Annotated in this window: 15 protein-coding genes and 2 riboswitches; of the genes, 11 read left to right on the top strand and 4 right to left on the bottom strand. The window is 46.7% G+C overall.

Annotation, left to right across the window (positions count from 1 at the left end; all coding sequences use genetic code 11):
* Positions 1–294: 294 nt before the first annotated feature.
* Together I5M27_RS06540 and I5M27_RS06535 are read left to right on the top strand one after the other, a co-directional pair.
* On the top strand, positions 295–735 hold the full coding sequence (locus tag I5M27_RS06540) for a rhodanese-like domain-containing protein (protein WP_234462417.1): 441 nt from the start codon (positions 295–297) through the stop codon (positions 733–735).
* Positions 736–771: 36 nt separating this feature from the next.
* On the top strand, positions 772–1,734 hold the full coding sequence (locus I5M27_RS06535; protein WP_200505375.1) for a sterol desaturase family protein: 963 nt from the start codon (positions 772–774) through the stop codon (positions 1,732–1,734).
* A gap of 83 nt (positions 1,735–1,817) precedes the next feature.
* Here the strand turns inward: I5M27_RS06535 and I5M27_RS06530 are convergent, their stop codons facing one another.
* A complete protein-coding gene (locus tag I5M27_RS06530; protein ID WP_200505374.1) occupies positions 1,818–2,105 on the bottom strand; it encodes a cupin domain-containing protein in 288 nt (95 codons plus the stop codon).
* 271 nt (positions 2,106–2,376) lie between these two features.
* Here I5M27_RS06530 and I5M27_RS06525 point away from each other — a divergent pair, with 271 nt between their 5' ends.
* Complete coding sequence (locus tag I5M27_RS06525; RefSeq protein ID WP_200505373.1) at positions 2,377–3,012, top strand: TlpA family protein disulfide reductase; 636 nt, start codon at positions 2,377–2,379, stop codon at positions 3,010–3,012.
* 542 nt (positions 3,013–3,554) lie between these two features.
* Here the strand turns inward: I5M27_RS06525 and I5M27_RS06520 are convergent.
* From I5M27_RS06520 to I5M27_RS06510, 3 genes are all read right to left on the bottom strand, one after another.
* Positions 3,555–3,845, bottom strand: a complete 291-nt coding sequence (locus I5M27_RS06520; RefSeq protein WP_200505372.1) for a hypothetical protein — start codon at positions 3,843–3,845, stop codon at positions 3,555–3,557.
* A gap of 836 nt (positions 3,846–4,681) precedes the next feature.
* A complete protein-coding gene (locus I5M27_RS06515; RefSeq protein ID WP_200505371.1) occupies positions 4,682–5,935 on the bottom strand; it encodes a homoserine dehydrogenase in 1,254 nt (417 codons plus the stop codon).
* Positions 5,936–5,942: 7 nt separating this feature from the next.
* Positions 5,943–7,127, bottom strand: coding sequence for a trans-sulfuration enzyme family protein (locus tag I5M27_RS06510; protein WP_200505370.1), 1,185 nt, complete (start codon positions 7,125–7,127; stop codon positions 5,943–5,945).
* 140 nt (positions 7,128–7,267) lie between these two features.
* A riboswitch (SAM riboswitch) is annotated at positions 7,268–7,374 on the bottom strand.
* Positions 7,375–7,687: 313 nt separating this feature from the next.
* Positions 7,688–7,794: riboswitch (SAM riboswitch) on the top strand.
* A gap of 67 nt (positions 7,795–7,861) precedes the next feature.
* Here I5M27_RS06510 and metH point away from each other — a divergent pair.
* From metH to argB, 8 genes are all read left to right on the top strand, one after another.
* Positions 7,862–11,575: a methionine synthase gene (metH, locus tag I5M27_RS06505; protein WP_200505369.1), complete on the top strand. Its 3,714-nt coding sequence runs from the start codon at positions 7,862–7,864 to the stop codon at positions 11,573–11,575.
* Positions 11,576–11,822: 247 nt separating this feature from the next.
* Entirely contained in the window at positions 11,823–12,776 is a 954-nt protein-coding gene (gene metF, locus I5M27_RS06500; RefSeq protein ID WP_200505368.1) for a methylenetetrahydrofolate reductase [NAD(P)H], read from the top strand.
* Positions 12,777–13,343: 567 nt separating this feature from the next.
* Positions 13,344–13,928, top strand: coding sequence for a GNAT family N-acetyltransferase (locus I5M27_RS06495; RefSeq protein WP_200505367.1), 585 nt, complete (start codon positions 13,344–13,346; stop codon positions 13,926–13,928).
* A gap of 150 nt (positions 13,929–14,078) precedes the next feature.
* On the top strand, positions 14,079–15,266 hold the full coding sequence (locus tag I5M27_RS06490) for an argininosuccinate synthase (RefSeq protein ID WP_200505366.1): 1,188 nt from the start codon (positions 14,079–14,081) through the stop codon (positions 15,264–15,266).
* On the top strand, positions 15,256–16,266 hold the full coding sequence (gene argC, locus I5M27_RS06485; protein ID WP_200505365.1) for an N-acetyl-gamma-glutamyl-phosphate reductase: 1,011 nt from the start codon (positions 15,256–15,258) through the stop codon (positions 16,264–16,266). Before I5M27_RS06490 ends, argC begins: the two co-directional genes overlap by 11 nt.
* Positions 16,267–16,276: 10 nt before the next feature.
* Positions 16,277–17,416, top strand: a complete 1,140-nt coding sequence (locus I5M27_RS06480; RefSeq protein ID WP_200505364.1) for an aspartate aminotransferase family protein — start codon at positions 16,277–16,279, stop codon at positions 17,414–17,416.
* Positions 17,417–17,418: 2 nt separating this feature from the next.
* Complete coding sequence (locus I5M27_RS06475; RefSeq protein WP_200505363.1) at positions 17,419–18,381, top strand: Rossmann-fold NAD(P)-binding domain-containing protein; 963 nt, start codon at positions 17,419–17,421, stop codon at positions 18,379–18,381.
* Positions 18,378–19,178: an acetylglutamate kinase gene (argB, locus tag I5M27_RS06470; RefSeq protein ID WP_200505362.1), complete on the top strand. Its 801-nt coding sequence runs from the start codon at positions 18,378–18,380 to the stop codon at positions 19,176–19,178. Before I5M27_RS06475 ends, argB begins: the two co-directional genes overlap by 4 nt.
* The last annotated feature ends 245 nt before the right edge of the window (positions 19,179–19,423 follow it).

Raw genomic sequence — 19,423 nt, 5'->3', positions numbered from 1 at the left:
GGGATGCCCGGTTCAGGTGCAGGCTTAAACCTGGCTTTGTACGAACAAAAATGCCTGGCAGGCCCTATAATTTAAAAACTTAAGTTCAGGTCCGCGTCCAGGTTTTAAAACCAATACGAAGTTTCAAAAATTATTCCTGCAAACGCTAAGCTTTTTAAGGTAAAAACTCTTGATGTGAGCAACTTTACCCCGGAACGCATCGCGGCATTCGCTTGTTGCAGGTTTAAGAACCTAGCATTTTTCCCTAAATTCGGGCTGAAATCTTTAATCAGGAACCAAATCTAAAACGAAAATATGAGACCGATCTATTTGCTTTTTGCCGGTGCCCTTGCCGCCACCGCCTGTAGCCAGGAAGCCAGCAAAACGGTTGCCGCAGGGCAAACCGCTACCGAACAAATGCCAGCAGTTGCCGATCAGGAAGTAAAAACGATCAGCTCCGAAGAAGCCGGCACTTTAGTGGCCAGCGAAAAGGAACTGGTGATTTTAGACGTGCGCACCCCGGAAGAATTTACTAAAGGCCACCTGAAAAATGCCACGCTGCTCAATAAATACGAACCCGATTTTGAAGCCAGAATCAAAACCTTAGACCGCGAAAAACCTTACCTGGTTTATTGCGCTTCGGGCGGCCGCAGCGGCGAAACCAAAGCCTTAATGCAAACCCTGGGCTTTAAGAAAGTTTACGACGCCAAAGGGTTTGAGGACCTGAAAGCGGCCGGCCTGCCGGTTGAACAGTAATCGCCCGCATTTTTCTTTTAAACATAGCCAATTGCCATGGAAAAGTACTGGAACATTTTTATCTCCTCGTTCACCGATTATGCCGGCTACCTGGGGCGGGAAATCCTGAACCCGCATTGGGGGAATTATTTTTACTGGCTTCTTGGCTTGTCGTTGTTTTTCTGGCTGCTCGAAATGATAGCGCCCTGGCGGCAGCACCAGGCCCGCATCCGGCAGGATTTCTGGCTCGACGGCTTTTACATGTTCTTTAACTTTTTCCTTTTTTCGCTTATCGGGTTCAATGCTATTTCCAACATCGGTGTGCAGGCTTTCAACGATCTGCTGGGCCTGTTCGGCATCCAGAACCTGGTGGCTTTTGAAGTGCAGTCGTGGCCGGTCTGGGCGCAGCTGCTTACCTTGTTTTTAGTCCGCGATTTTATTCAGTGGAACGTACACCGCCTGCTGCACCGCTCGGCTTTTCTCTGGGAAATTCACAAAGTGCATCACTCCGTTCAGCAAATGGGTTTTGCCGCCCACTTGCGCTTTCACTGGGGCGAAACGGTAGTTTACCGGGTGCTCGAATACATTCCGTTGGCCATGATCGGCTTCGGCATTCAGGATTTTTTCCTGGTGCATATTTTCGCTACATCCATCGGCCATTTCAACCACTCCAATATCCGGTTGCCGCTCGGCCCGCTCAAGTACATTTTCAACAATCCGCAAATGCATATCTGGCACCACGCCAAGCACATGCCCTTAAAATACGGCGCCAATTACGGCATCAGCCTAAGCCTCTGGGATTACCTTTTCCAGACCGCCTACCTGCCCGAAGATGGCCGCGACATTGCGCTTGGATTTGAGGAAGTTGAAAAATATCCACCCTCATTTATTGCGCAGCAATGGTATCCTTTTAAAGCGAAAAACTACGCTCCGAATCCGGTGGAAATGGAACCGGCTTCCGAAGATCCGCAATTAAAAGATCCGGAGGAACCGGAGCTGAATAGCGCCGTTAGCTTATAAAACCAGTTTGTTGCGAAATTCAGAAAGCTGCTTGAGAAAAACCGGCGCACCTTTCTTGTTTCTATCCGGAAAAAGCTTTTTGATTACTTAATAACCAGCAGCTGGCTATCTTCCAGAGCATTTACGCGGTGCTTTACCATAGGCTCGATATTTACGAAATCGCCGGATAACAGTGTTTCGCGTGCGCCACTTTCATCCTCGTAAACGATCTTTCCGGTAACGCAAACCAACAAAGCCGGCACTTTGGTAATATGCTCTTTCAGTTCCGCTTCTTTCTGGATCTGGAGAGTGGTAACCGTGCCTTCCTGGCCTTTAAAAAGTATGGCCGCCGAAACGGCTTTGGCAGCATCGTGTTTCGTTTTCAGATTCATAGGCATAGCGTTTTATTCTTAAATACAAGCAAAATCCGAAACTCCGGCGGGTTTTGATCTTCAACGCGCCGAATGCACTTGCAAGCAATGCAAATCCCGTTCGTCTTCCTGCATACGGCAAAAGCAAGGGGAAACTGTAATTTCTTTACAAAAGCTTACTGGCGGAAATGTGTCTTAAGTCACCATACCAGGAAGTTGCTTTTTGTACCTTTGGCAAGCAATTTTAAGCGCAATAAACAGTTAATCAGGTTAAACCTAACCAAGCACTCTCATGAATAAAAATAAATTTTCTGTAAAAAATCTCCCCGGCTGGGTATATATGCTGGTAATTTTCGGTTTTCTTTACCTTACCGGTTTGCACACAGAAGCCATTGGCCAGGTGCAGCGGGCCTTGCTGGCTACCGGCATCCTGCAGCCCAAGCTTTCCGAAATCCCCCAAACACCCATAACCGCTGAAAATCCTCCGGAAAACAGGTTTCCTACTGAGGCCCTGGCGGCCAACGATTTTCTGTTGCAGGACCTGAATGGCAAAACCATAAAATTCAGCAGCCTGCAAAACAAGGTAATATTTCTGAACATCTGGGCTACCTGGTGTCCGCCCTGCGTTGCCGAAATGCCCGGGATACAGCGTTTGTACGAAAAGGTAGGTTCTAACCAGAAAATTGCGTTCGTAATGCTTTCGGTAGATCAGGCGGGGGCGGAAAAAGTAAAGAAATTCATTACAAAAAAAGGCTATACTTTTCCGGTTTATTTGCCCGCCAGCAATCTTCCTGAAGCCTTCCAGACCCGGTCTATTCCCACCACTTTTATTTTAAGCAAAGACGGAAAAATTGCTGCCCGGCACGATGGCATGGCCGACTACAACACGAAAAAAGTAGAGGATTATCTAACCAGCTTAACCCGGTAAATTCCAAAACAAATTGTTTAGCCATTGAAGAAAAAATGGGGCATTACAAAGAATTAATAACCATTTTCAAACTTTTACGTTTAACTGAGTATTAAATCAATTACACAGAAAACGTACGGGCTTTGCCGGTACGTTTTCTGTTTTCAGCTGGTTTTCCGGTTAAAAACAATAGCGTTTTTTTGCGTTAGAACTGGCTCATAATTTACTTCCTGCTTCCCCAACCTTTTTACCTCCAGGACTGTCATGCCTACAAATTTGCCCTTTCAATTAAGCGCAGGACTTATTACCGGAAGTTAGACTTATCCGTGCAATTTTTACATAAAAAAAGCCCCGAACGACATTTGTTTGCAGTCCGGGGCTTTTTATTTTATGAGTGCAGCGGGTAGTAATTTTCAGGGCAATGTATTTGAGGAAGGAATTGCCATGAGTCCTGCCTCTTGTTTTCGTTTAAGTATGGTTCATAGTTGGCAAAAGGGCGCTTAAAAGTCAACCCGGTAGTAAAACGGGGCCTGCCGCGCTTTTATGCCAGGTTTAATAATGGTCTAGTGCACAGCCAGTAAACCTTTTTTAGCCGTGGTAGATTGCGGTTTAGCAGATTTCTTAGCTACCTGTTGCGGCTTGGTGCTTCTGCCTTTCGACTCCTGCTTTTTATTATAGGCCACATATCGTTTGTAAACAGAAGCGGAGCTTACCTGGTTATTATTAAACCGGAAATTGAACTTGGTTAAAGGCTTATACTTGCGGCCTTCGGCGGTTCGCATGCTGGAAGAACATGAAGTGCTGCTTAACATGAGAATGGTGGCAATGGCTAACATGAAGAGTGACCTGATCATAGCTTAAAAAATTTAATTGGTGGATAATTGATTTTAAAGATCCGCTACCTGGCGGAAATTCGGGTAAAAGGTTTTCGTAAATTTTTTATCAAATGATCCGCTTTAATTCCTATATTTTTGAGTTATGCAAGAAAGATGCCTGTTAGAAGTTGTTTCTATTTTTTTTATATTCCTGCATAAATGAAAGGAATCAGGAAAGCATTAAAAACGGCCCTGAAATAAAATACAGGCATTTTTTATTCATTTAAAAACAACAAAAAAAAACAAATAAACTTTCAGATTTTTAAAAAGGTTGAAAGCATCCTGGATAGACAGGGTAAAACGATCTGTTTGCAAACTGCAATGGTTTAAAGCCCTTCAATTTTTTCAGATCCCTCAGAACCCACCAACCGGCCTTTACAAACTGATGCAGAAAATATTACCAAAAAGAATGGTAAAAAGATGATTTATATTCGAGTAGGGGGCCGGATTTGCGTTGCCCAATCGCCATTTTAAAAAATGAATTAGCTGGAGCAAAGACCAGTGAAAAGGTAAACCTTTCTGGAATACTTAGAAAGAAAGATGGGAGTAAATTTTAGTTTGATCAAAGTGGCAAGTAAATCAATATCCATTAGGCGGGAAAATATTCTGAAAGCAGGGCCGCCGTTTTGCAGATAAAGTTCGGTATTTCACTCCTTTAATCTATAAAACAAAAACCGCTCATGCTTAAAAAGAGCGATTTTTGTTTTGCATTAAAACTAATACACAAGGTCAAAGTTTAATTTCCAATACCAATAATCGCTGTTTTAATTTATCAGTACTATTTGCCTATTGCCTTGGTAGCGGACATAAACAAATTAGGATACCGGTAAAAAATATGGCTGCGCATTCCGGTGCTGCTTGGAAAAACTTTCTAATTCCGGAACCACTTCAAATAAAATTATTGAAACACAGGGCCGGTGATGCAACAACTTCTGCAACTGCTGGAATTTAATAACTCCTCTTATATAGCTTTCTTCTTCACCCCGGTAAGCCCCTAAAACCCTTTCAAAAAAGGTAGAGATTATAGTTGTGCTAGCCTCTTTACTGCTAATAAATACTTCCATCTTAAATTCATTATTTAAGGGAAGTCGTTTATTCTGATTAAGTTTTTTGTATTCGTATTTGTAGTCGTAGGTTAAGGCCGAAAGATCGGATAAAACGGCCGAAGCGGTTGGGAAAGCGCCCGCACCTTTGCCTACGAAAAATTGGGTATCAGAAAAATTGTTCTGGGTTATTAAGCCGTTAAATACATCGTCCACCCCAAAAAGTTTGTCACCGGGTTTTACGAATTTGGGCAGTACAAAACAACTTACGGTTTGGTCTTCATTTTTAAAAGCTTGTGCAACCATTTTAATTTTATAACCATTTTCTTTCGCAAACTTAAGATCCAGATCTGAGATCCGGTCTATCCCAAAATTGAAGATCTGTTCGGGTTTTACGATTTGCCCAAAGGCGTGGACCAGCAATAACAGCAATTTGTATTTGGCATCAGTTCCCTGAATGTCTAAGGTCGGGTCGGTTTCTACGTATCCGTTTTCCTGGGCTTGCTCCAAAGCAGATCTATAGCTTAAGCCTTCAGCAAATGTTTTACTTAAAATGTAATTGGTGGAGCCGTTCACAATGCCTTCAAAGCTTTGCAAAAGATCGGTATCGTAATATTCTTCCAGGTTCCGGATAATGGGAATGCTGGCGCAGCAGGCAGCTTCGTAAAGTAAGGGTACCCCAAATTCCTGCTGCAACTCGAGTAATTCCTGAAAGTGTTCCGCGATCATTTTTTTATTCGCCGAAACTATTGCTTTCCCTTTTTTCATGGCTTCGGAAACAATTTCAAAAGCCGCATCTGCATCGTCGATCAGTTCTACCACCACATTAATTTCCGGGTCAGAAAGGATCGCGTTTTTATCGAATGTGAAGTTCCCTGCGGAAATCGGACGTTGTTTTTCCGGGTTCTTTACACAGATCTTTTTGATAGTGGTTTGCAGGCCAGGCGTTTTGTGCAACACTTCGTAAAGGCCGTAACCCACGCAACCAAAACCGAACAGGCCAATGGTTAAATTTTTTCTGGACATGCTTCGCTTAGTTTTGGGTGGTAGTTTGGTTTACTTTTTTGACCTTTTCCCCTATCGTTTTGAAAACGTTTCTCAGCTCTTCGATCAGGTCTTCGGCGTCTTCCAGGCCAACGGAAAGGCGGATCAGGCTATCAGTTACGCCAGACTGGTAGCGTTTTTCGCGTGGGATGGATTTGTGAGTCATGGTAGCCGGGTGGCAAAGCAAACTTTTCGCGCCGCCTAAACTTTCGGCCAGTTTGAAAAGTTTGGTGAAGCAAACAACTTCGGTAGCCAGTTCGGCTGAATCTTCATGCAGATCGAAAGCAATTACGCCGCCGAATTGAGTTTGCTGATTTACCGCAACTTCAAAATTCTGATGATCGATCAGGCCCGGGTAATACACGTTTTTTATACAATCAACTGTTGTCAGGAATTCGGCAATTTGCTGGGCGCTTTTGCTGTGGCGTTCGAAGCGTAAGGGTAACGTTTCGATGCCGCGAATGGTCAGCCAGCTATCGAATGGGCCTAAAATGGCCCCGCAAGCATTCTGGATAAATTTGATCTTTTCGCCTAATTCCGGGGTTTTGGCAACTACAATTCCGGCGATCAGATCGGAGTGACCGGCCAGGTATTTGGTGGCGCTGTGAATTACCAAATCGGCTCCGAGTTTTATCGGGTTCTGGCCAATTGGTGATGCAAACGTGTTATCCACGCAAAGCAAACAATTATTGGATTGGGCAATTTTCGCGATCTCCCGGATGTCGGAGATTTTTAATGTCGGGTTGGTTGGGCTTTCAAGCCAAATCAGTTTGGTTTTCGGCGTTATGGCATCAATTACGTTTTCAACTTTGGTGGTATCGGCGTAGGTTACTTTTATGCCGAATTTCTGGAAAATGTGCGTGAATTGGCGGAATGCGCCGCCGTAAATGTCATCTACTGCAAGAATTTCGTCGCCGGCTTCCAGCAATTTTACTACGGCATCGATGGCAGCTAAACCGCTGGCAAAGGCAAAGCCGTTGCTGCCGCCTTCCAGCACTGCGACCAGATCTTCTAAAACTTTGCGGGTTGGGTTGTTGCTGCGGGCGTAATCGAAACCCTTATTTACGCCAGGCGCTTCCTGCACGAACGTGGAAGTCTGGTAGATCGGAACGGAAATGGCGCCGGTTAACGGATCGGTGGGAATGCTGTGTAAAAGGGTAGTTGCTAATTTCATTTCTTTCTGAATTTTTATGGTTAAACGATATAATTTTTCAAAACCACTTATCCAGAAAGCTTACCGGAAAGGCATAAAAAAAGCCCTTCCGATAAGACAGAAGAGCTTGTATTTTTTAGGTACAACGAGTTGCTCGATCTTGCTTATCTTCCCCCGCATTGCTGCGGAGCAGGAGTTAGCACCTTTACTAAAAAGTTAGGTTGCCAAGGTATCAAAGGGCCTGTCCCTCCACCTTTCTGGATAAGAATTTTATTGCGACAAAGGTAAGATGCTATTTTTTTAATTTCCAAATTTATTTTTAATAATATTTTTACAAACCTGTTAATCAGATATTTAAATATTCACAACCATACTTTTTTCACTTAAAACCCTATCGTTTTTCCAAACATCCCGTTTTGTTATCTTTTAAAAACGCGCCTGGAGCTGGTAAAAAACCCTTTAGCAAAAGCAGTGATAATTTCTGAAGCTAGCACGTTTAAAATATGATATGGTTTACAAGGCTAAAAGTCGGGCTAAAAATAAAATTTGGATAATTAGAATATTTGGGATTACATTTGCGCTTCTTATCAAGAAAGACCGAGGGATTGGGCCCGATGACGTCTTAGCAACCTTGTTCCGACTTGGTGCTACCTCCCTCCTTACCAAACTCGGTAAGGGAAGATAAGGATTGCAGCCTCTCTGTTTTGGTTGTCTTTCTTGATAGGTTGTGTTTAAATACCTGAAGAAAGAAACCAATGAAAAATCACCCGATCTATAATTTACTGCAGCAACGCGTACTCGTGCTCGATGGCGCCATGGGTACCATGATCCAGCGTTACAAGCTTTCCGAAGCCGATTTCCGGGGCGAACGTTTCAAAGATCATCCCAAAGACCTGAAAGGCAACAACGACCTGCTTTCCATCACCCGCCCGGATATTATTCAGAACATTCACCGCGAATATTTAAAAGCCGGCGCCGACATTATCGAAACCAACACCTTTAGCGGTACTACTATTGCTATGGCCGATTACGGTCTGGAAAGCATCGTTTATGAACTAAACTACGAATCTGCCCGCATTGCCAAGGAAATCGCTATCGAAATTGAGGCAAAAACGCCGGACAAACCACGTTTCGTTGCCGGCGCCATCGGCCCGACCAACCGCACCGCTTCCCTTTCCCCGGATGTAAATCGTCCCGGTTTCCGCGCTATTTCTTTCGATGAACTGGTAACGGCGTATTACGAACAGGTAAAAGGCTTAACCGATGGTGGTGCCGATCTGCTTTTGGTGGAAACCGTTTTCGATACGCTGAATTGTAAATCGGCTTTATTTGCCATTCAGCAATTTGTAGAAGACGGCGGCAAGCAACTCCCATTAATGATCTCCGGCACCATAACCGACGCCAGCGGCCGTACACTTTCCGGGCAAACTGTAGAAGCTTTCTGGAATTCCGTTTCGCACGCGTCGGTTTTAAGCATTGGTTTTAACTGTGCGTTGGGAGCCCGTCAGCTCAAAACCCATATCCAGGAATTATCGCGCATTTCCGGCTCCTTCATCAGCGCGTACCCGAATGCCGGCTTACCAAACGCTTTTGGCGGCTACGACGAATCGGCGGAAGAAATGGCGGCTATTGTGGAAGAATATCTGAAGGAAGGCTTGGTAAATATTCTGGGTGGTTGTTGTGGCACCACGCCAATCCACGTAAAACGCATTGCCGAACTCGTAGAAAAATACCAGCCGCGTCCGTTGCCGGAAATTGAACCCTTACCACGTTTCAGCGGGCTGGAACCGCTTACCATTTTCCCGGGAAGTTTATTTGTGAACGTAGGCGAACGCACAAACGTGACTGGCTCCAAAAAATTCGCCAAGCTGATTCTGAACGAACAATTCGAAGAAGCGCTTTCGGTAGCTCGTCAGCAGGTGGAAGCCGGCGCACAGATCATCGATGTGAACATGGACGAAGGCATGCTGAATTCCGAAGCGGTCATGACCAACTTCCTGCACCTCATCGCTTCCGAACCCGATATTTCCAAACGCCCGATCATGATCGATTCCTCGAAGTGGAGCGTGATCGAAGAAGGTTTGAAATGCGTGCAGGGTAAATCCATTGTAAATTCCATCAGCTTAAAAGAAGGCGAAGAAAGCTTTATAAAAGTAGCCCGAAAAGTGCGTCAGTACGGCGCGGCGGTGGTCGTTATGGCGTTCGACGAAACCGGTCAGGCTGATACATTTGAGCGCAAAAAAGAGATCTGTGAACGCAGCTACAGAATTCTGGTGGATGAAGTTGGTTTCCCGCCGCAGGACATTATTTTCGACCCGAATATTTTAGCCATTGCCACCGGCATTGAAGAACATAACAACTACGCCGTAGATTACCTGAATGCCGTAACCTGGATCAAGCAAAACCTGCCGCATGCGTTGGTAAGTGGTGGGGTAAGTAACCTGTCTTTCTCTTTCCGCGGCAACGATGCGGTTCGCGAAGCCATGCACACCATTTTCCTTTACCACGCCGTGAAAGCCGGTATGGATATGGGCATTGTAAACGCCGGTATGTTGGGAAATTACGACGAAATTCAGCCGCAACTCAAAGACCTGATCGAAGATGTAATTTTCAACCGGAACCCGGAAAGTACCGAGAAACTGGTAACCTACGCCGATACTATAAAAGGCAAAGGGAAAGCACAGGCTAAAGAAGACGAAACCTGGCGCCAAAACACCGTAGAAGAACGCCTGAAACATGCGCTGGTAAAAGGCATTGTAGAATTTATTGACGAAGATACCGAAGAAGCCAGACAGCAGGCAAATAAAACCTTAGACGTAATTGAAGGTCCGCTAATGGCGGGCATGCAGGTAGTTGGTGACTTGTTCGGCGCCGGTAAAATGTTCCTGCCGCAGGTGGTAAAAAGCGCCCGCGTAATGAAGAAATCGGTGGCGTATTTGCTGCCGTTCATGGAAAAAGAAAAAGCCGGCAGCGGAAGAAATGCTGCCGGAAAGATCCTGATGGCCACGGTAAAAGGCGACGTGCACGATATCGGCAAAAACATTGTAGGCGTAGTGTTGGCCTGCAACAATTACGAAGTGATCGACCTGGGTGTAATGGTAGCGCTGGATAAAATTCTGGCCGAAGCTGAAGCGCAGAAAGTAGATGTGCTGGGCCTGAGCGGCCTGATCACGCCTTCTTTGGATGAGATGGTTTACGTGGCGCAGGAAATGGAACGCCGTGGAATGAGAATTCCACTTTTGATTGGCGGCGCTACAACTTCGCGGGTGCATACAGCCGTAAAAATTGCCCCGCAATACAGCGGCCCGGTGGTGCACGTGCACGATGCTTCGCGCAGCGTAACGGTGGTGAGTAATTTACTGGGCAGCAACCGCGAAACGTACTATCAGGAAATCAGAGCGGAGTACGAAGAACTTCGCCAGGAACATTTCAGCCGCACCAAAGACCGCCAGTTTGTAAGCATTGAAGAGGCAAGAGCCAACAAATTTCCGATCGAATGGAAAGCCGAAGACATTAAAAAACCAAATATTCTGGGTAATAAAACTTTCCTGAATTACCCGATTGCAGAATTAATTCCTTTCATCGACTGGACGCCATTCTTCCACGCCTGGGAATTAAAACGCCAGTTCCCAAAAATCTTAACTGATCCGGATTACGGAGTTGAAGCCACCAAACTTTACAAAGACGCGCAGGAAATGCTGCAGCAGATTGTAGATAAAAAGTTACTCGAAGCCCGCGCGGTAATTGGGTTTTATTCAGCCAATACAGAAGCCGATGATACGATCGTGGTGTATAAAGATGAAGCGAAAGCCAAGGAACTAACCCGTTTCCATACGCTGCGGCAGCAAGGTAAAAAAGGCGCAAACGTTCCGAATTTAGCATTCTCCGATTTTATTGCGCCCGAAGAATCCGGTCTTACCGATTATATTGGCGGCTTTGCGGTATCGGTAGGGTTTGGCATCGAAAAACTGCTTGCCGATTACGAAAAGGAACACGACGATTATCATTCTATTATGCTCAAAGCCCTGGCCGACCGTTTAGCCGAAGCCTTCGCCGAACATTTACATGAAAAAGTCCGCAAGGAATTCTGGGGTTATGCGCCGCAGGAAAACCTACCGAACGAAGATCTGATCAAAGAAAAATATCAGGGAATTCGCCCTGCTCCCGGTTATCCCGGCTGCCCGGATCATACGGAGAAAACGACTTTGTTTAACCTGCTAAAAGTAGAAGAAGAAACCGGTATTCAATTAACAGAAAACCTGGCCATGTATCCGGCATCTTCGGTAAGTGGCTTGTATTTCGCACATCCGGATTCTCGGTATTTCGGTCTAGGAAAAATTGGCGAAGATCAGGTTTCCGATATTGCGGAACGCAAAAATATGCCGAAGGATAAACTGGAACGCTGGCTTTCCCCAAACCTGAATTATGACCCGAAACCGGTGAAAGAACCGGTGAAAAAACTGGGTTAAAATGCTAGGGTTAAAGGCATAAAAACTCACTTTTGTCATCCTGAGCTTGTCGAAGGAACTAACTGGTACTCCTATGGAATTTGAGCGAAGCAATAAATTCCTATCAGTAGGTTCAGTACGCGATAGTTCCCTCGACTAAGGTCGGGATGACCAAATAAAGTAAGGACCGAAAAAACGCTAGGCAAAATGCTTTAAAAAGTCAATTGCAAATCAGAGCAACGACAACGAATAACGAACAACGAAATAAATGAAAGTAACCGAGCATTTTAAGAATGCCCAAGACACGCTTTTCTCTTTCGAGATTCTGCCACCGTTAAAGGGGCAGACGCTTAAAGGGCTTTTTGATCACATCGAGCCGCTGATGGAATTTAAACCGCCGTTTATCGATGTTACCTACCACCGCGAAGAATATGTGTACAAAAAGCGCGAAAACGGGCTGCTGGAAAAACGCTCCATCCGGAAACGGCCGGGCACGGTGGGTATTTGCGCCGCCATTCAGAACCACTTTAATGTAGACACGGTGCCCCATTTAATTTGCGGCGGCTTTTCCAAAGAAGAAACCGAAAATGCCCTTATCGACATGAATTTTCTGGGTATCGATAACGTGCTGGCCTTGCGCGGCGATTGCGTGAAAAGCGAAACCCGGTTTGTACCAGAGCCCGACGGCCACCATTATGCCAGCGAACTGGTAGCGCAAATTGCGGGCATGAACCGGGGCCGCTACCTCGATGAAGAACAGGCCGATTGCTGCAACACTGATTTCTGCATTGGCGTGGCCGGTTACCCGGAAAAACACTTCGAAGCGCCCAATGCCAAAGCCGATTTGCGGTGGCTCAAAAAGAAAGTAGACCTGGGCGCGGAATATATTGTAACACAGATGTTTTTCGACAATAAAAAATATTTCGATTTTGTAGCCAGTTGCCGCGAAGCCGGCATTACCGTTCCCATTATTCCGGGCCTGAAACCGATCACCACTAAAACGCAACTCAACTTATTACCCAGCCTTTTTCATCTGGAAATTCCCGATGACCTGGCCAGTGCTTTGGAAAATTGTAAAGACAACCTGGAAGCTTCCCAATTGGGCGTGGAATGGGCCGTGCAACAATCTAAAGAACTGATGCAGGCGGGGGTGCCTTGTCTGCATTTTTATTCCATGGGAAAATCAGATGCCGTAAGAAGAATTGCGGAACAGCTTTTTTAGGTTTGGTGGGCAATTCAGGAAATGCCCTCAAAAGAACATCAACCAAGGAGCATTAAAACAACTAAATAAGTTCTAACGCGCTTTTGCTGCTTAAAACCAGTAAAAATACTCTCTATAAAAAAAAATTGTTTTGAAAACCTACTTCCGAAAAATCCTTAGCAATTACCAGCAATCCTGACTTTTCGCGACTGTTGCGGAACGGGCAGCTGGATCTACTGGTCAAGAGCAGGCCCGGCGCTCAGCATATTTTTTTACTTTTTTAAGAAATTATATTTTATAAAATATTTTTTATTTAACTTTGTGCCCTTAAAGTAATTACCCAACTGGTACTACCAAATTGAAAACAATAACTCCAACGACTTCTTTAACTGCCCAGCAGTTACCTCCTTCCCTGAAGGTTGCGTTGTTGTTTGCCAGTATTTTATTTTCCGTATCCGTTTCTGTCCGACGGGTCCTCAATATCCGACGTTAATCCGAACGCGGTAGAGGCATCTCCCCAGCTTATTATTTTCCCAGAAGGGTCAGTTTCTGATCCCTATCCATTTATTATTTTATTTTTTTAGTACAATGAACAAATTCGTTGTGCAAGTGGCTACCTCTGGCCATCTGGAATTCGCGCATACTATCTGCAGCGAAATGGAAGCTTCGGCTAAAGCCCGGGGTACGGGTATTGCCAAACGCAGCCCGGAATACCTTTCGGCCAAAATGCTGGAAGGCAAAGCGGTAATTGCATTTTCCGAAGCCGGGACCTGGGCAGGTTTCTGCTACATCGAAACCTGGGGCCACGGCCAGTACGTGGCTAATTCAGGCTTGATCGTGGCGCCCGAATTCCGGAAAAGCGGGCTGGCCAAGGCCATCAAGGAAAAGATCTTCGAGTTGTCGCGCACCAGATTTCCGGAAGCCAAAATATTTGGTTTAACTACCGGGCTGGCGGTAATGCGTATCAATTCAGACCTTGGTTACCAGCCGGTTACGTATTCCGAACTAACCAACGACGACGCTTTCTGGAGCGGCTGCAAAAGCTGTGTAAATTTCGACATTCTGATGGCCAAAGACCGGAAGAACTGCCTGTGCACGGCCATGCTTTTCGATCCGGAACTGGTTACTAAAAAGAAATCGCCCACCACAGAAACGGCTGTAGTCCGACGATGATTTCCCCCTCCCCTGTTAAAGTGCTGCTAAAAAAACGGTAGCCTTTTCCCCTTAAAAAGTCGCCGGCATTGGAAGTAATTCCTTTGCAAACGGCGGGCTTTTCCCTTAAAAATTACGCTCACCTTCATTTCATAATTAAATTTTACTGCCATGAAAAAAGTGGTTTTAGCCTTTAGCGGCGGCCTGGATACCTCCTATTGCGTAAAGTACCTGGCGCAGGAATGCAACCTGGAAGTGCATTCCGTACTTGTAAATACCGGCGGTTTTTCTGCCCAAGAACTAAAAGAAATTGAAAGCCACGCCTACACTTTGGGCGTGGCCAGCCATACCACCTTAAACGAAACCGACGATTATTACCAGCACTGCATCAAATACCTCATTTTCGGTAACGTTCTGAAAAACAACACTTATCCCCTTTCGGTGAGCGCAGAACGCATTTACCAGGCACTGGCCATTGCCCGCTTTGCAAAAGAAATGAACGCCGATTTTGTAGCCCACGGCAGCACCGGCGCCGGTAATGATCAGGTACGTTTCGACATGATCTTCAACATTATGATCCCGGAAATTCAGATCCTGACGCCTATCCGCGACCAGAAATTATCGCGCCAGGCCGAGATCGATTTCCTGAAAGCGCAGGGTGTGGAAATGAATTTTGAAAAGGCAGCTTATTCCATCAATAAAGGGTTGTGGGGAACTTCTGTGGGCGGTAAGGAAACGCTTACTTCCCTGGGCTATCTGCCGGAAGAAGCTTTCCCGACGCCGCAAACCAAAAATACACCCGAAGAAGTGAAACTGGTTTTTGAAAAAGGCGAACTCAAAGGCATAAACGACCAGCAATTCGAAAACCCGGTAGAGGCCATTCAGAAATTAAGTGAGATCGCTGCTCCTTTCGGCATTGGCCGCGACATACATGTGGGCGATACCATTATTGGCATTAAAGGCCGCGTTGGCTTCGAAGCTGCTGCGCCGCTGGTAATTATTAAAGCGCACCATACCCTGGAAAAACACGTGCTCACCAAATGGCAATTGTACTGGAAAGAACAGCTGGCAACCTGGTACGGCAACCTGCTGCACGAAGGCCAGTTCCTGGATCCGGTCATGCGCAACATCGAAAAATTCCTGACCGATACCCAGGAATCGGTAAGCGGCACGGTAACCGTGGGTTTAGCGCCTTATCGCTTTTACGTGATCGGCATCGAATCGCCTTATGATCTGATGGCTGCCGAATTTGGCGCTTACGGCGAAATGAACAATACCTGGACCGGCGAAGACGTGAAAGGCTTCTGTAAAATTTTCGGCAACCAAACCATGATCCATCAGAAAGTAAATGGCAAATAACGGTATCGAAAATCAGGTAAAAACTGCCGTGATCCGGGCAGGAATTGTGGGCGGCGCAGGCTACACCGGCGGCGAATTGTTGCGCCTTTTGCTGCACCATCCGCAGGTTGAAATTGCCTTCGTGCATAGTTCCAGCAACGGCGGCAAACCGGTTCACTTTGTCCATCCAGATCTGATCGGTGAAACGGAACTGCATTTCAGCACAACCATTTCCACCGATATCGATGTATTGTTTTTATGCAGCAGCCACGGCGCTGCCCGCAAGTTCATGGAAAATTATACGGGAAACGCCGTAGTGATCGACCTGAGCCAGAATTTTCGGCTGAAAAAAGATAGCGTTTTGGAAGGCCGCGAATTCACCTACGGCTTACCGGAACTGCAACGCGAAGCGATAAAAGGGTCCAGAAACATTGCGAATCCGGGTTGTTTTGCCACCTGCATTCAGCTGGCTTTGCTGCCCTTGGCCCAGGAAAAAAAGCTGACTTCTCCGGTCCACATCAGCGGTATTACGGGTGCCACGGGCGCAGGCCAAAGCTTAACTGAAACCAGCCATTTCAGCTGGCGCGACAGCAACGTTTCGGCCTATAAAGTTTTTACGCACCAGCATCTGGCCGAGATCAGACAAAGCCTGAACCAGCTGCAGCCAACCGAAATTCCGGCGATCCATTTTGTGCCCTACCGGGGCAATTTCACGCGCGGGATTTTAACTACCAGCTACCTGCAAACGGAGCTAAGTTTAGTGGAAGCCACAGCGCTTTACCAGGAATTTTATGCAAGCCATCCGTTCGTGCATCTTGCTTCTGAAAACCCGAACCTCAAGCAAGTAGTGAACACGAACAAATGCGTGCTGCACCTGGCCAAAGAAGGCGACCAAATGATAATCATCAGTCTGATCGACAACCTGTTAAAGGGTGCTTCCGGGCAGGCAGTTCAGAACATGAATTTACGTTTCGGGCTGGAAGAAACAGCCGGATTAAAACTGAAAGCTTCGGCTTTTTAAAAAAAAGAACATGTCATTATTTAACGTATATCCGCTTTTCAATATCACGCCGGTAAAAGCTGCAGGGTCTTATGTGTGGGATGAGAACGGCACCAGATATTTAGATCTTTACGGCGGCCACGCAGTAATTTCTATTGGCCATAGCCACCCGCATTACGTGCAGAAACTTACCGGCCAACTTAAGCTGATCGGGTTTTATTCCAACTCGGTGCAGATTCCGCAACAGCAGGAACTGGCCCATAAACTAGCCGCGCTTTGCGGTTACCCGGCTTACAATCTGTTCCTGGTAAATTCCGGCGCCGAGGCCATTGAAAATGCTCTGAAAGTTGCCTCTTTCCATACCGGTCGCAAAAAGGTAATTTCCTTCAGCCAATCGTTTCACGGCCGCACTTCTGCTGCCGTTGCCTTTACCGACGACCCTTCCATTCAGGCTCCGGTAAATTCAGGCCACGACGTGCTTTTTATGCCATTTAATGATGAAGAAGCGTTGCAAGAAATCAGGGACCCGGAGAAGATCTGCGCGGTAATCATAGAAGGCATTCAGGGTGTAGGCGGCGTAAATATTCCATCCGAAAGCTTCCTTAAAAAGCTCCGCGCCTATTGCAACCAACACCACATTGTGCTGATCCTGGACGAAATTCAATCGGGTTACGGCCGGTCAGGGAAATTCTTTGCCCATCAGCATGCCGGTATCGAAGCCGATATCATTACCATGGCCAAAGGCATGGGCAACGGTTTCCCGGTTGGCGGTATTTTGTTGCACCCGAAATTCGAAGCCAAATACGGCATGCTAGGCACCACGTTTGGCGGGAATTACCTGGCCTGTGCGGCAGCTCTGGCGGTGCTGGAAGTAATGGAGCAGGAAAACCTGGTGGAAAATGCGGCCCAAACAGGCATGTACCTGATGGCGGAATTAAGCAAGATCGAAGGCATAAAAGAAGTCCGCGGACTGGGCCTGATGATCGGGATCGAAATGCCGTTTCCGGTGGCTGGGCTCCGGAAAGAACTGCTGGAAGAATACCGGATTTTTACCGGCTCGGCTTCAAATAAAAATACCCTGCGGATCCTTCCCGCATTAAATCTGAAGAAAGAAGAAGCCGACCTTTTCCTGGAAGCTTTTTCGAATGTGTTAGCGAAAACCCTGGTGTAAAAATGAAAAAATTCACTTCCGTAAAAGACGTTGCCGATGTAAATGCCCTGGTAACCGAAGCGCTGGTTTTAAAAAGAAACCCGCTGGGCTATAAAGAAACCGGCAGAAATAAAACGTTGGGGCTGATCTTCCTGAACCCGAGTTTACGCACCCGACTCAGCACCCAAAAAGCGGCAGTAAACCTGGGTATGGACGTAATGGTTATGAACATCGACAAAGAAGGCTGGGCGCTGGAAACGCTGGATGGCGTGATCATGAACGGAACTTCGGTGGAACACATCCGGGAAGCCGCCGGCGTTATGGGTCAGTACTTCGATATCATGGGCTTACGGTCGTTCCCGAACCTGAAAAACCGCGACGAAGATTACCGCGAAGATATCCTGAACAAATTCATTCACTACTCCGATTTACCGGTTATCAGCCTGGAATCGGGCACCTTACACCCGCTGCAAAGCCTGGCCGACCTGATCACGATCGAAGAACTGAAAACGGCGAAAAAACCCAAAGTGGTGCTTACCTGGGCGCCGCACGTTAAACCCTTGCCCCAGGCCGTTCCGAATTCCTTTGCAGAATGGATGAGCGTAGCCGACGTTGAACTGGTGATCGCGCACCCCAAAGGCTACGACCTGGATCCGGCCTATACTTCCGGCGCAACCATTACCAACAACCAGGACGAAGCCCTGCAAGATGCTGATTTTATTTATGTAAAGAACTGGTCGTCCTACCAGCCATACGGACAGATCCTGACCCAGGACCCGGGCTGGATGCTAACCGAGGAACGCCTGAAAAACACCAACAGCGGCAAGGTGATGCACTGCCTGCCGGTGAGAAGAGACCTGGAACTTGGTGCTGATATTCTGGACGGGCCAAATTCCCTAGTCCTGCAGCAGGCTGCAAACCGCGTGTGGGCGGCACAGGTAGTGCTAAAAAAAATGCTTGAAACTAATTTCCCAATTCCATCATGAAACAAACATTAAACCTGATCAAGATCGGTGGCAACATCATCGACGATGAAACAAAATTAAACCGGTTCCTGAAAGATTTTGCCCAGATCCCCGGGCCGAAGATCCTGATTCACGGGGGCGGGAAAACGGTTACCCAGATCAGTGGCAACCTGGGCCTTGAAACCACCATGGTAAACGGCCTGCGCATTACTGATGCCGAAACCCTGCGGGTAGTTACCATGGTGTACGGCGGCCTGATAAACAAAACCATTGTGGCTAAGTTACAGGCTGAAGACTGCAACGCCATTGGTTTTACCGGTGCCGATGCAAACCTGATTCCGGCGGCCAAACGCGCGGCCGGCAAACTCGATTTCGGTTACGCCGGCGATATCATTCCGGGCGTGATCCGGGGCGAAAAGATCGCTTTTTTTCTGGATAACTGCTTCGTACCGGTATTCGCCCCACTGACCCACGACAAAGCCGGCAGCCTGCTGAACACCAATGCTGATACCATTGCTTCCGCTTTGGCCATTGCGCTTTCCGGGCAGTACGAAACCAAACTATACTACTGCTTCGAAAAGAATGGCGTACTCACCGATCTTGAAAACGAAGACTCGATCATCGAAGAATTGACGCTGGAAAAATACCGCTCCCTGAAACACGAAGGCCTTATTGCCAAAGGCATGCTTCCGAAATTAGACAATGCGTTTAAAGCCCTGGTAGCCGGCGTAAATTCCGTCGTGATCTGCCACGCCGATGCGATCGGAAAAATGCTCATTCAGGATAAAAAAGCGGGAACAGAACTGGTTAAAGAATAGCAGAATCGGGCATAATACTCCCTTTGTGAAGTTGATGCTTTTGCTGAAACCCATTTCGTGCTAATCATGGCATGACCCTTAATCTGTATGCCTTCCGCCTCGGTCTGTGGCTCGTAATTCGAAGCGCTGCCCTTAAAAGTTAGCAGAAACCTATACTGCAGCATGCTGGTCTGTGCTCCAACAACCAAGGTAAATCTTAGCAGGTAAAAGCTATGCTTTTCCGGATACTTTTAACCAAAAATTTC

The sequence above is a fragment of the Adhaeribacter terrigena genome (assembly GCF_016623615.1).
In the GTDB taxonomy this organism is placed as follows: Bacteria; Bacteroidota; Bacteroidia; order Cytophagales; family Hymenobacteraceae; genus Adhaeribacter_A; species Adhaeribacter_A terrigena.
The sequence above is the reverse complement of the archived record's forward strand: the minus strand, read 5'-3'. Positions and strand labels throughout refer to the sequence as shown.